This window comes from Caldalkalibacillus salinus (genome assembly GCF_016745835.1).
In the GTDB taxonomy this organism is placed as follows: domain Bacteria; phylum Bacillota; class Bacilli; order Caldalkalibacillales; family JCM-10596; genus Caldalkalibacillus_A; species Caldalkalibacillus_A salinus.
The window spans coordinates 252,802-266,517 of record NZ_JAERVL010000001.1; the positions used below are offsets into that span (position 1 = coordinate 252,802).

The window sequence follows — 13,716 nt, forward strand, 5'->3', positions numbered from 1 at the left end:
ATGTCTAAGGTCTTAGGTTTATACCGCCAAGCATGTTACGTAACCTTGATAGAAAGGACAATCATGATGAAAATCAAACGTATTCATGTTTACTTGACGATCGTAAGTTTATGTGCAGGTTTTCTACTCTCGTTTTCTTATCAGTACACAAAGCAGACAGAGACGCAAAAGATCCCCCAGCACCGTTATTGGCTTGAAGAAGATCAACTTAGAGAGACGTTGACGGAGGTGCAAAAGGAAAATCAAGAGCTAGAGAAACAATTACGGGACATACAGCAACGCATTGTTGAAAAGGAAGAACGGATCTCCGTTCAGGAGGACGCGATTTCAGCCACTCAGAAAGAACTCGAAAGGATGCGTCTTCTTGCTGGGGTTAGTGACGCCACAGGACCCGGTGTCACTATTCGAATGGAAGATGCAGAGTATGCCAGTGATGCTCAAAACCCAAATGACTATATCATACATGAGCAGGACGTAAGAAGAGTCGTCAATGAGTTATTGGCAGCAGGGGCAGAGGGAATCAGTATTAACGGGCAACGTGTGACTCATTTAACAGGTATCCGATGTGTTGGCCCAACGATTATCGTTAATGGTGTTAAATCCACAGCCCCGTTTGAAATAACAGCTGTGGGAGATTCAGAAACGCTATATCAGGCTTTATATCTACCAGGCGGTGTCGTCGACTCGTTACAATCATGGGATATTACTGTCAATGTGGAGAAACAAAACGAAGTGATCATTCCGGCATACATAGGCGAAGCATAAGGAAGGGATTGCGATGGGGAAAAAAATATGTCCAGTGACACTGATGATGACGGGGATATGCATCGTAATCGGGTTCATGATCGCCATACAATTCCAGACAAACCAGGATTATCAGTATACAGACACGAGAGATATGAACGAGATTCGCGTCAGTTTGCAAAGAGAAAGAGAACGGTCAGAGTTTCTTTTACAAGAGATATCAAAGCATGACCAATTACTATATGAATATGAGATGTCCATGAACAGAGAAGACAGGATTACAGATATAATGGAACAGGAACTAGAGCGCTTAAGAAAAATAGGTGGATTTGAAGATATTGTCGAGGAAGGTTTTGTGATACGAATCACTTCAGTAGAGGGAGAAAAATGGCAAGACATGCATTCTCTTTTAATATATGATGAGGATTTGCGTTTTGTGGTAAACGAATTAAATGCCTATGGAGCAAAAGCTATTGCCATTAATAATCAAAGGCTCATGAGTACATCAGCCATCAGAAATGTGGGAGATAAAATTTTAGTCAATACGGTACCCATTCAACCTCCATATGAAATCAAAGTGATAGGTGAACACAGCATATTGATACCTGCCCTAAAACTAGCAGGTATTGAACAATACTTTATGGTTGCCAACTATGAAGTGTCGTTTGAAGTAGAGGATGAAATACGTGTGCCAGGTTTTAGACAGCGTGTCCAACTCCACCACATGGAACCAGTGAAGGAGGAAAGCGAATAATGTGGCTACCTATTGTCGGTTTATTGATTGGGATTGCTTTCGGCCTCTACTCAAATGTCACAATTCCCCCAGAGTACATGCATTATTTGTCCATTGCTGTCTTGGCTGCTTTGGATACCCTTTTTGGTGGCTTGCGAGCGCACTTACAATCGAACTTTGATATTACTGTATTCGTCAGTGGGTTCTTTTTTAATACGTTACTGGCAGGCGGTTTGGCTTTCCTAGGTATTTATCTAGGGATCGATTTGTATTTGGCCGCTATATTTGCTTTCGGAGTCCGTCTCTTTAACAATATGGCCATCATTAGGAGAATATTATTCCACAGACTATCAAGTGGAAAGCAACAAGATATATAATCAATTTCCAAAATTGACCAGTGTGCTGCGCTTTGATGAAATCACCCAAAAAAAATAATAAAAAATTTAGTTATAAAAAAGGGAAATGCCTAGTTATGTTGAATTACATTAAAGATACGTATAACAATGATCTTTTAAGTGACAATATGTTAACCATGATCGTGTGCATCACAATGAATGTTGTGTTTTTATTACATGAAGGAGGTGCCAAGGCTTGAACACCAATGACTTTGTTGTCAGTTTAGACATCGGTACATCCAAGGTTCGCGTGATTATTGGAGAATTAAGTAATAGCTCTATCAACATTATCGGTGTGGGCTCAAGTGAGTCAGAGGGAATTAAGAAAGGGGCTATTGTCGATATAGATTTAACAGTACAATCCATTCGACGCGCTGTTGAAAGTGCTGAACGTATGGTCGGGATCACCATTGAACAGATATTTGTTGGCATCACAGGTAACCATATACATTTACAGCCAAGCCAAGGCGTTGTTGCTGTATCCAGTGAAGATCGCGAAATTGGAGAAGAAGATATCATTCGGGTCATTGAAGCATCTAAAGTGGTTGCTATACCCCCAGAAAGAGAAATTATAGACGTTGTACCAAAACAATTTATTGTAGACGGATTGGACGGCATATCCGACCCGAGTGGTATGATCGGCGTTAGGCTTGAGATGGAAGGCACAATTATCACCGGTTCTAAAACCGTCATTCATAATCTCGTACGTTGTATCGAACGGGCAGGTCTCTCTATTTCTGGTATTTTTCTCCAACCGCTAGCAGCGAGTTCCTTAGCCTTAACCAAGGATGAGAAATCTATTGGCGTTGCCTTAGTCGACATAGGCGCGGGCCAAACCACTGTTTCCGTATTTGAACATGGTGCGCTCGTCGCAGCTGAGATGATCCCTATAGGCGGAGAATACATAACAAATGATATCGCGATTGGATTACGGACGACAACCGACACTGCTGAAAAGATTAAGTTGAAGCATGGTTGTGCTTTTATTGATGATGCGTTAGAAGACGATATATTCAGAGTACCTAAAATTGGTACTCAAGCTGAACGTGAGGTCAGTCAGGTTGACCTCGCTCATATTGTTGAACCGCGTGTAGCTGAAATGTTTGAGTTAATTGATGACAAGCTAAAAAAATTAGGTTACCAAGACATCCCCGGAGGGTATGTACTTACAGGAGGGGTTGTCAGCATGCCGGGCGTTTTAGAACTATCCAAATATGTTCTTAACCACCCTGTGAGAGTGGCCATTCCAGATTATATTGGTGTGCGAGAGCCTCAATACACCACTGGTGTTGGCATTATAAAATACGCCTATCAACAGATTCGTCGTCACCAAAAGGAAGTTGCAGCAGCCGCATCTCCTTCTAATACCAACAAAAAAGCAGCCATGGAAAAGCATCAGCCGACTGAACAAAAAGAGACGGTGACAGATAAAGTGAAAAGTTGGTTCAAAGAATTTATCTAAAAATCGAAACGATCTCATAGTCGCAGGACGATGATAGTTAGGAGGAACAACGATGTTAGAATTTGATATGGATATGCAATCATTAGCTCAAATTAAAGTGATCGGTGTAGGTGGTGGCGGTAGTAATGCTGTTAATCGTATGATTGAAAACGGCGTACAAGGTGTCGATTTCATTGCAGTCAATACGGATGCCCAGGCACTACACTTATCAAAAGCGGAGCACCGACTACAAATCGGAGAGAAACTCACACGCGGGCTTGGGGCAGGAGCAAACCCGGAAGTAGGCAAAAAAGCTGCTGAAGAAAGCCGTGAACAACTTGAAAGTGTATTAAAAGGTGCGGATATGGTGTTTGTTACGGCTGGAATGGGAGGGGGAACTGGAACTGGAGCTGCCCCCGTGATCGCCGAAGTAGCTAAGGAACTTGGTGCGCTTACAGTGGGCGTTGTGACTCGGCCTTTCACATTTGAAGGGAGAAGGAGATCAACACATGCACACGCTGGAATAGAAGCGCTAAAAGAAAAAGTGGACACCCTCATCGTCATCCCAAATGACCGTCTTTTAGAGATCGTAGATAAAAATACACCTATGTTAGAAGCATTTAGAGAAGCTGATAACGTGTTACGACAAGGGGTACAAGGTATTTCTGACCTCATCGCTGTTCCTGGGCTTATTAACCTAGATTTTGCTGATGTGAAAACAATCATGACTGAAAAAGGATCTGCCTTAATGGGAATCGGGGTTGCCACTGGTGAAAGCCGGGCAACAGAGGCCGCTAAGAAAGCGATCTGCTCACCATTATTAGAAACGTCTATCGATGGGGCTAAAGGTGTCTTAATGAACATTACTGGTGGCTCTAACCTTTCCCTGTACGAGGTTAATGAAGCGGCCGATATTGTCGCTTCCTCTTCAGACCCCGAGGTCAATATGATTTTCGGTGCCGTCATTAACGAAGAGCTGAAGGATGAAATCGTGGTGACCGTGATCGCCACTGGGTTTGAGGAGGCTCAGGCACAACAGCCTGGCAATCGAGTGGGAGGCGGACTAGCAGGAAAAGCCGCCCCACAACAACAACAACAACAGCAACAGCCAAAAGTTGAAACTGAAAATGTCAAAGGACAATATGGTGGAGGCACGACATCGTTTGATGAAAGTGACCTTGATATCCCTACCTTTTTAAGAAATCGAAATAGACGGTAACAGATACTGAATCTGTCCGCATTGTCATATAAGTAATACTGTTGTGAAAAGGTTCTAGCTACGGACGACGTGGCTAGAACCTTTTTTCATTAACAAGGCACATTTCTATTTTGAGCTGAATATGGTGTACACATAGGCATTAACCTAGCATATAGAAACAGAGGATAGGGGTGGTGATTGACGTGTGTGGCATAACAGGGTGGATTGATTGGCGAGAGAACATTTCTAACCGTGAACCAACGTTACATCACATGGCTTTACAGTTATCAAAAAGAGGACCCGATGCACTCAATACGTTTATATCAACTCATGTTGGCTTTGGACATACTCGACTGGTTGTCGTGGATCCAGATGGCGGTTGTCAACCGATGAGACGCACGTTTCAGGAGCACGAATACACGATCGTCTACAACGGTGAACTGTATAATACTGAGGACCTGCGCAAAGAATTAATGCTCAAAGGACATACGTTTCAATCTCATTCAGACACAGAAGTATTAGTGACTTCCTATATTGAATGGGGACCGTCTTGTGTAGAGAAACTAAATGGGATTTTTGCCTTTGCCATTTGGGATGAAAAAGAACAACGTGTATATCTAGCGAGGGACAGATTAGGTGTAAAACCTCTTTTCTTCGCAAGACAGGAGAGCAGGTTACTTTTCGGTTCGGAAATCAAAGCGTTACTCGCTCATCCAGCTATAAGTCCAAATATTGACAGAGAGGGTATAGCTGAGGTTCTAGGTTTAGGCCCGTCGAGAACCCCGGGTCACGGGGTTTTTAAGGGAATAGATGAACTTCGTCCTGCGCATTATATGATCTTTGATCGACAAGGACTACAAATCAAAAGATATTGGCAAGTTAAAAGCCATCCTCATACGGATAGCTTAGAAGATACGACTGAACGCGTTCGAGCCTTGTTACAAGACGCGATCGAAAGACAGCTCGTGGCCGATGTCCCTGTATGTACTTTTCTTTCGGGTGGTGTTGACTCAAGTGCCATCACAGCTTTTGCGGCTCATTCGTTCCAAAAAGAACGTAAAGGCGTCCTGCATACTTATTCCATAGATTACGCTGATAATGATCGCTTTTTCACAGCAAATGATTATCAGCCCGATTCTGATGAGCCGTTTATCCAAAAAATGTCCTCCTATATAGGGAATCAACACAGTACCAAACTGATTCATATGAACCAGTTAATAGAATATCTTAAAAATGCCGTGCGAGCACGAGATTTACCGGGCATGGCCGATATCGACTCGTCTTTACTATGGTTTTGTGAACAGGTGAGAGCAGAAGCGACCGTCGCCTTATCTGGTGAATGTGCCGATGAGATCTTTGGAGGTTACCCATGGTTCCATGATGAGGAATTAATGGCCCGTGAAGGTTTTCCGTGGATGCATGCTTTAGAAGAAAGGCAACGTTTGCTGAAGCATGATTGGCACAAGAGATTAGACCTAAAAGAATACGCAAAAAGTCAATACAACAAATCTCTTGCTGAAGTACCTAGGTTAGAAGGTGAGACACCACAAGAAGCAAGACGCAGAGAGTTGTTTTACCTGAACGTGATTTGGTTCATGACAACGTTATTAGATCGGAAAGATAGAATGAGTATGGCAGCTAGCCTTGAAGTTCGTGTCCCTTTTGCTGATCATCGATTAATTGAATACGTATGGAATATTCCTTGGGAAATGAAAATGGTCGATCAGAAGGAAAAAGGCATTTTACGCCGAGCATTGAGAGGGGTATTGCCCGATGAGGTTCTCTATCGTAAAAAAAGCCCTTACCCTAAGACACACCACCCCGAATATACTGCTGCGGTGAGGGCTTGGCTAGAGAAGATCATTGACGACAAAGATTGTCGTATATTGGAAATCATGGACCGTCAAGCCATTGAAGATTTGATACAGAGCCATGGCACAAAGTTTAAACGTCCGTGGTTTGGTCAATTAATGACAGGACCTCAAGTAATGGCCAATATCTGTCAGATCGACACCTGGCTACGAGCGTATGATATTAATATCGACACAGCGTAATTGTAAGACTACAGCATAAATGACACACGTTCAATACTAAAAGACCTGTTGTGTGGAATAAAACACAACAGGTCTTTTCATTTGGTGCCCTGCAAACGGATAGTACTGCTAGATCTGATGTGGTGCTTTAATCGTTAACATAGATAAACCGTGCTCAAGGATTTCCGCCGCTTTATACGCTAAGGTTAGCTTTGCCTGTTGCTCCGCTTCGTCCTCTACAAAGAAACGCTCGTTAGCATAATAACGGTTGAATAATTGACAGATGTCTAAGAGATACTTCGCCACTTGGGAAGGATCATTTTTTTTCGTTGTTTCCACTAGGACCTGTGGATACTGCTCAATAGCAAAGATAATGTCCCAAGCAAGGTCGGATTGATAGACGGCATGGGGCGTACTTTCAAAAGTGTCGGAACCTGCCCGTCTTAATAAACTTCTCATTCTTGCGTGTGTGTATTGGACGTAAGGCCCTGTTTTGCCTTCAAAATTAAAGGCTTCATCCCACTTAAAGTCGATCTCATGTGTACGATGGTGTTTCAAATCGTTAAAGACGATGGCGCCGACACCAATCGCTTCAGCGACTTCATCTTTATTCTCCAGACTAGGATTTTTCTCTTCTACAATATATTTCGCTTTATCAATGGCAGCGTTGAGAACTTCATCTAGAAGGACTCCTTTTCCTTTACGAGTCGAGCCCACTTCACCTTCAATTTTCATAATACCGAAGGGGAGATGTTCACAAGACTGTCCAAACTCGTAGCCCATCTTCTCAACAACAGAGAAGACCTGCTGAAAGTGTAACGCTTGTCTCTGATCGACGACATATAACATCTTTTCCGGATTAAACTTCTTGCCACGATATAGTGCAGCGGCGATATCTCTTGTGGCATAAATGGATGTTCCGTCACGTTTTTGGATAATACACGGTGGGATATTCTGTTCATCCAGAGAAACAACGAGAGCCCCTTCACTCTCTTCAAGTAAGTCTTTTTCCTTCAGTTCAGCGAGTACGTCATCCATCTTGTTGGAATAAAAACTTTCACCTAACACATGATCAAATTCCACGCCGAGAAGATCGTATATTTTATTAAATTCTTTTAGGCTCTCTTCCCCGAACCATTTCCATAAGCGTACGGCCTGCTCGTCGCCGTCTTCTAACTTTTTAAACCACGCCCGTCCTTCGTCCTCGAGACTTGAATCATTTTCTGCCTCTTCATGGAATTTCACATATAATGCGACTAGTTCCGTAATCGGGTCTGCTTTTACTTTCTCCTCGTTACCCCATTTCACATAGGCGGCAATAAGCTTACCAAACTGAGTCCCCCAGTCACCAACGTGGTTGATACGTTCCACTTGATAACCTAACGCACCATACACATTAGCCAGGGCCTGACCGATCATGGTTGAACGGATGTGATAAAGCTTAAAGTGTTTGGCAATGTTAGGTGCGGAATACTCCACAACAATGCTTTTATCTTTGCCGACCTTCACTTCTTCTAATTGTTGATCAATGCGTGTGTTAATGACCTTAGCGGTGTAAGCTTGACGATCAAAGAAGAAGTTAACATAAGGACCCGCTTGTACGACCTCTTTTATACCGTTTTTTTCAAGGTGTGTAGCGTCCAGTTTGGAGACGATATCCTCTGCAATTTTAGGTGGTGCCTGGCGATAGACCTTTGCCAATTGAAAGCATGGAAAAGCAACGTCCCCCTGTTCACGGGTAGGGGGCGTTTCTAGCAGTTGTGTCATGTTGTCTATAGGTAAATCGACGACACCCTTCAAAACCTCAACGACCTGTTGTTTCATATGCAATCCTTCCTAACGTAAAGAATCAGTTCTACTAAGCTTTTATTATACATAACATGGAAAAGTTCGACAACATAACTAGAATGGATTCGCTAAAAAAATTGAGGACAAGTAGGCAAGATTCAACAAGTTTTGGAATATAGATAAGATATACTGTGTTCATCCCAAAACAAGGAGCCTGTGAGATGTATTTATATCTCGATCTTATTTGGCTACTCAATTTCTTCATCGACTACTTGCTTTTATGGATGACAGGGTATTTTCGAAAAATCCCCTTAAAAAAGAGCAGATTAGTCCTAGCTTCCGCCATTGGTTCGTCGTACGTGTTTATACTCTTTTTACCACCCTTGAGTTCGTATTATACCTTTTTGAGTAAAATTGTACTCTCCCTGGTCATCGTGAGTGTGGCGTTTGGCTTTGGAAACTTTCAACGTTTTATACAGGCCTTCCTTATGTTTTATTTTGTATCATTTGTCACGGGTGGCGGTATTTTGGCCATCCATTCAATGTTACAAACAAATCATGAAGTCATGCAAGGAATTTTATCGACGCAGTCTGGAGGGGTTGGAGATCCTGTGTCTTGGTTGTTTGTCATCATCGGGTTTATGGCCATGTACGGGCTGACGAAATCCAGATGGCATCAATTAGAGATAACCAAAGCAAAGGAGGGAGTTTTAGCAGACGTGAGGATACGAATGGGAGAGCATGAGATCTCATGTACGGGATTAATTGACACGGGCAATCAGTTACATGATCCGTTAACGAAGATGCCAGTCATGATGCTCCAGTTAGATACCCTCAAGCCGCTCTTACCTGACTCAGTCGTGACGCTTGTAGAACAAGAAAAGGTGGGTGAGTGGCAAGGTGTTGATAGTGAAACGGAGTGGGCTGAACGTTTACGTATTATTCCGTACAGGGGTGTCAGACAAGGACTAGAGTTGATGGCAGCAATTAAGCCTGACAACGTCCAAGTGACGTATGAAGGGAAGACGTATGACGCTTGTCGCGTCCTGATTGGAGTTAACCCCCAGCCCCTATCTCATGATGGGCAATTTGAAGCGATATTGCACCCAGCACAGTTACAAACTCAGGAGAAGGAGGAGGCGATCTAGATGATCAGAAGATGGAAACTAAACATCGTGTTACTTTGGTACAAATTATTACTCTTTCTAGGAATAAAGGCAGAAGAGATTTATTACATAGGAGGAAGCGAAGCTTTACCACCGCCCCTCACTCGTGAAGAAGAGGAACACTTATTATCGAAGTTAAGTACAGGTGATGAGGCTGTTAAATCAATGCTCATCGAGCGTAATTTACGTTTGGTCGTATATATCGCCAGGAAATTTGAGAACACTGGTATCAATATTGAAGATTTGGTGAGTATTGGCACCATCGGTTTAATAAAGGCTGTGAATACTTTTGACCCGGAGAAAAAAATAAAACTGGCCACCTACGCTTCCCGTTGTATCGAAAATGAAATCCTGATGTTCCTCAGACGCAATAACAAAATTAGAAGTGAAGTTTCCTTTGACGAACCACTTAATATAGACTGGGATGGCAACGAACTTCTCTTGTCAGATGTGATGGGTACAGAGAATGACACTATATACAGAGGCATTGAAGAAGAAGTGGATAAAAAACTCTTATACAAAGCGTTACAAAAACTCACTGAGCGAGAAAAGGTCATTATGGAACTACGGTTTGGATTAGCAGACGGGGAGGAGAAAACACAAAAAGATGTGGCTGACATGTTAGGGATATCCCAATCGTACATCTCTCGTTTAGAAAAGCGAATCATTAAACGTTTGAGAAAAGAATTTAATAAAATGATTTAGCGCATCTTTAAATATAAAGAAAATTTTCACATGCTAAGACAGAAAAAATTTTACCCTTGAAAAACCACCGCTAGACGTTTGATTTGGACGTGTATGCCCGTTTGACAACTGCATAAATTTTCCCCCTGAGGAGATACTTAACAATAACTTGGCACCAACATCAGGAGGGAATGACAGATGACAAGAAACAAAGTAGAAATCTGCGGAGTGGACACGTCCAAATTACCCGTTTTAAAAAACAAAGAGATGCGTGAACTTTTTGTTCAACTACAGAGTGGAGATTATTCAGCCAGGGAAAAGCTAGTGAATGGGAATTTAAGACTGGTGTTAAGTGTCATTCAACGCTTTAATAATCGTGGAGAGTATGTAGATGACCTGTTCCAAGTCGGTTGTATAGGACTTATGAAATCCATCGATAACTTTGACCTTAGTCAGAATGTTAAATTCTCTACCTATGCAGTACCCATGATTATAGGGGAAATTCGCCGATATTTGCGAGATAATAACCCTATTCGCGTGTCTCGTTCCTTGCGAGATATCGCATATAAAGCGTTACAAGTTCGAGATAACCTAACGAACCTACACAGTCGTGAACCTACAGTGAATGAAATATCTGAGGAGTTGAATGTACCCAAAGAAGACGTGGTTTTCGCCTTGGATGCCATTCAAGATCCAGTGTCACTATTTGAACCGATTTATCATGACGGGGGCGATCCCATTTTCGTCATGGACCAGATTAGTGACGAGAAGAACAAGGATATCCAATGGGTAGAGGAAATCGCCCTTAAAGAAGCGATGCACCGTTTAAATCACAGAGAGAAAATGATCCTGTCTATGCGTTTTTTCGAAGGCAAAACGCAAATGGAAGTGGCTCAAGAGATAGGCATTTCTCAAGCGCAAGTCTCACGATTAGAGAAAGCCGCCATCTCCCAAATGCAAAAACATGTACAAACCTAATGAAAAAGGACATTTTTTAACACCCGTACATATACTAGTATAAAGTGATGGTACAGGTGGGATTCCAATGTTGAAAATATCAGAGTTCCAAACCAAGGATGTCGTGAACGTCATGGACGGCAGTAAACTAGGTACTGTAAGTGATCTGGAGATCAACTTAAAACATGGCCGTGTTGATGCAATTGTGTGTCCAGGACCAGGAAAGTTTTTTGGCTTATTCTCTAGTGGGCAAGATATCGTGATCCCGTGGAACCAAATTGTAAAAATAGGGTCAGATGTGATCCTTGTCAGACTAGATGAGACACCGTATGCGTTGGACGATAATGAGTCAAAACACAAGGAGGAACATCACGACCCTCCAGTCTATCGTCCATACTCACATGGAACGTAAAAACGTTACCCCCAGCGGGTAACGTTTTATTTGTTTTATTTTATTATACTCACCTTCCCATAAAATATTGTCTGTGGTTTCTTATTGAGAGTTATGATTGCATTCTGTATGATTGAGAGAGAAACAGTGGAAAGGGGATAGAGACATGGGAATGGAACCGTTTCAACTTAAAGATCAGCAAGGGACGCATATGACAATTCCTTCACTTGAGGAAAGATTCCCATGGTTAATGGCTGGAATCACCACACGACATGGTGGTGTGAGTCACTCCCCTTACCAATCGCTGAACTGCGCTTTGCATGTAGGGGACCGAGCGGAAGATGTTTTAAATAATAGAAAAAAACTTTTAGACATACATCGCATGCCTACTGATGCATGGACATGTGGTAATCAAGTACATGGAGATCGCCTACATTATGTAAAGTTGAGTGATAGAGGCCGAGGGAGACTCAGTCAGGCAGACGCGATCGATCAAGTCGATGGTCTATATACAGATCAAGCGAACGTTTTTATCGCCTCTTTTTATGCAGACTGTGTGCCCTTATATTTTGTTGCGTCCTCCCACAGGATGATAGGGGTGGCGCATGCCGGGTGGAAGGGAACCGTAGCCAATATTGGCGCTAAGTTAGTTTCAGAATGGCGTCAAAACTTTAACATTCAACCTAGGGAAGTTTTTGCTGTTATAGGCCCTTCTATAGGGCAGTGCTGTTACGAAGTTGATCGCAGAGTGATCGATCAGATACGTACATTAGATAAAAGCAGCGATCAATATGCCATCACCCCCCTTAATAATGATAAGTACCTCCTGGATTTAAAACAAGTGAATGCCGAATCATTGAAAAAAGCAGGAATTCCAGCGGAAAATATAGAAGTATCAACATGGTGTACAGGGTGTCATACCGACTTGTTTTACTCCCACCGGAAGGAAGGCGGACAAACCGGTCGTATGACAGCTTATATGGCATTAAAGGAGGAGGCAACTAGAACGTGACAGTCAAAGAGAATCTTACACGCATACAACAAGAAGTCCAAGCAGCTTGTCAACGTGTCAACAGAGATCCAGATGAAGTAAATATTATTGCCGTCACTAAGTATGTCAGTATAGAAAGGATGCAGGAAGCCTTTGATGCTGGCATCGTCCATATAGGAGAAAATAAAGTGCAACAAGCCGTTCAAAAATGGAACCAACTTTATGAACACGGTGTGTGGCACTTTATCGGCCACTTACAATCTAATAAAGTCAAAGACATTATTGATAAAATGTCGATGATACATTCATTAGATCGTCTATCTTTAGCAAAAGAAATAGAAAAACGAGCAGGTGCTAAAAATATCGTTGTCCCATGTTTCATTCAAGTGAATGTTTCAGGAGAGGAAACCAAACATGGCCTACATCTGGATGAGGTAGAAAGTTTTATTCAGCGTTTAGAGCATTTACCACACATACAAGCGGTCGGCTTAATGACAATGGCCCTCTATGTAGAGGATCCAGAGGAGACGAGACCGATCTTCCGTCAACTAAAGGCATTACAAAAGAGACTCAAAGCCAAACAGTATCCACATGCCCCCTTGAATGAGCTTTCGATGGGCATGTCTAACGATTATGTTGTGGCGATTGAAGAAGGTGCAACCTTTATCAGGCTAGGAACATCTTTAGTCGGAAACGAATTAAAATCATGAGGAGAGTCGATGACGGTGGGAATGATGAATAAACTGATGGATTTTCTAGGCTTAGGTGGAGACCCGTATGAGGCAAAACACGAACATAGAACCATGGAGGATGAGGATTGGGCTGACGAAGAAGAGGAGATGATGCCCCCAAAATCCACAAAGAATAGTAGTCCCCCAAATAATATTGTTCCGTTACAGTCTGTGAAATCACAGATGAAGGTCATATTAATCGAACCCCTTTCATACGATGAGACACAAGAGCTGGCTGATCATATTAGGCAACGTCGCATGATCATTGTCAATCTACATCAGCTAGCCCATGACCAAGCGAAAAGGGTGGTCGACTTTTTAAGCGGAACAGTGTATGCTATAGGGGGAGATATACATAAACTCGGCCATAATATTTTCCTCTGTACAGCTGACAATGTTGATATACAAGGGAACATATCTGAACAATCAGAGGGTGAATTACATTCAAGAATGAGGTGACGTAG

At 42.5% G+C, this 13,716-nt stretch carries 14 protein-coding genes; 13 read left to right on the plus strand and 1 reads right to left on the minus strand.

Annotated features, from left to right (window positions below):
• Window positions 1–66: 66 nt before the first annotated feature.
• From JKM87_RS01175 to asnB, 6 genes are all read left to right on the plus strand, one after another.
• Window positions 67–765: a DUF881 domain-containing protein gene (locus JKM87_RS01175; protein WP_202076995.1), complete on the plus strand. Its 699-nt coding sequence runs from the start codon at window positions 67–69 to the stop codon at window positions 763–765.
• Window positions 766–778: 13 nt separating this feature from the next.
• Window positions 779–1,498, plus strand: a complete 720-nt coding sequence (locus tag JKM87_RS01180) for a DUF881 domain-containing protein (RefSeq protein WP_202076997.1) — start codon at window positions 779–781, stop codon at window positions 1,496–1,498.
• Window positions 1,498–1,854, plus strand: coding sequence for a small basic family protein (locus JKM87_RS01185; RefSeq protein WP_202076999.1), 357 nt, complete (start codon window positions 1,498–1,500; stop codon window positions 1,852–1,854). The genes JKM87_RS01180 and JKM87_RS01185 overlap by 1 nt, the downstream gene beginning before the upstream one ends.
• 214 nt (window positions 1,855–2,068) lie before the next feature.
• The gene (gene ftsA / locus JKM87_RS01190) at window positions 2,069–3,334 is read left to right on the plus strand and encodes a cell division protein FtsA (protein ID WP_202077001.1); all 1,266 of its coding nucleotides are present in this window, start codon (window positions 2,069–2,071) and stop codon (window positions 3,332–3,334) included.
• Between the two features lie 52 nt (window positions 3,335–3,386).
• Window positions 3,387–4,532: a cell division protein FtsZ gene (gene ftsZ / locus JKM87_RS01195; protein ID WP_202077003.1), complete on the plus strand. Its 1,146-nt coding sequence runs from the start codon at window positions 3,387–3,389 to the stop codon at window positions 4,530–4,532.
• A 182-nt stretch (window positions 4,533–4,714) separates the two neighbouring features.
• The gene (gene asnB / locus JKM87_RS01200; protein WP_202077005.1) at window positions 4,715–6,565 is read left to right on the plus strand and encodes an asparagine synthase (glutamine-hydrolyzing); all 1,851 of its coding nucleotides are present in this window, start codon (window positions 4,715–4,717) and stop codon (window positions 6,563–6,565) included.
• A gap of 108 nt (window positions 6,566–6,673) precedes the next feature.
• On the opposite strand, the gene argS is transcribed toward asnB, so the two are convergent.
• Complete coding sequence (gene argS, locus JKM87_RS01205; RefSeq protein WP_202077008.1) at window positions 6,674–8,368, minus strand: arginine--tRNA ligase; 1,695 nt, start codon at window positions 8,366–8,368, stop codon at window positions 6,674–6,676.
• Between the two features lie 185 nt (window positions 8,369–8,553).
• On the opposite strand from argS, the gene spoIIGA reads away from it, so the two are divergent.
• The 7 genes from spoIIGA (at window position 8,554) to JKM87_RS01240 (ending at window position 13,711) form a co-directional block, all read left to right on the plus strand.
• Window positions 8,554–9,480 carry a sigma-E processing peptidase SpoIIGA gene (gene spoIIGA, locus JKM87_RS01210; RefSeq protein WP_202077010.1) on the plus strand — a complete coding sequence of 309 codons (927 nt, stop codon included), beginning with the start codon at window positions 8,554–8,556 and terminating at the stop codon, window positions 9,478–9,480.
• Window positions 9,481–10,203, plus strand: coding sequence for an RNA polymerase sporulation sigma factor SigE (sigE, locus tag JKM87_RS01215; RefSeq protein ID WP_236838490.1), 723 nt, complete (start codon window positions 9,481–9,483; stop codon window positions 10,201–10,203).
• Between the two features lie 177 nt (window positions 10,204–10,380).
• A complete protein-coding gene (sigG, locus tag JKM87_RS01220; protein ID WP_202077012.1) occupies window positions 10,381–11,160 on the plus strand; it encodes an RNA polymerase sporulation sigma factor SigG in 780 nt (259 codons plus the stop codon).
• Between the two features lie 67 nt (window positions 11,161–11,227).
• Entirely contained in the window at window positions 11,228–11,551 is a 324-nt protein-coding gene (locus JKM87_RS01225; protein WP_202077014.1) for a YlmC/YmxH family sporulation protein, read from the plus strand.
• Window positions 11,552–11,696: 145 nt separating this feature from the next.
• Window positions 11,697–12,542 (plus strand): peptidoglycan editing factor PgeF, encoded by an 846-nt coding sequence (pgeF, locus tag JKM87_RS01230; RefSeq protein WP_202077016.1) that lies wholly within the window; start codon window positions 11,697–11,699, stop codon window positions 12,540–12,542.
• Window positions 12,539–13,231 (plus strand): YggS family pyridoxal phosphate-dependent enzyme, encoded by a 693-nt coding sequence (locus tag JKM87_RS01235; RefSeq protein ID WP_202077018.1) that lies wholly within the window; start codon window positions 12,539–12,541, stop codon window positions 13,229–13,231. Before pgeF ends, JKM87_RS01235 begins: the two co-directional genes overlap by 4 nt.
• Before the next feature lie 9 nt (window positions 13,232–13,240).
• Window positions 13,241–13,711, plus strand: coding sequence for a cell division protein SepF (locus tag JKM87_RS01240; protein ID WP_236838491.1), 471 nt, complete (start codon window positions 13,241–13,243; stop codon window positions 13,709–13,711).
• The last annotated feature ends 5 nt before the right edge of the window (window positions 13,712–13,716 follow it).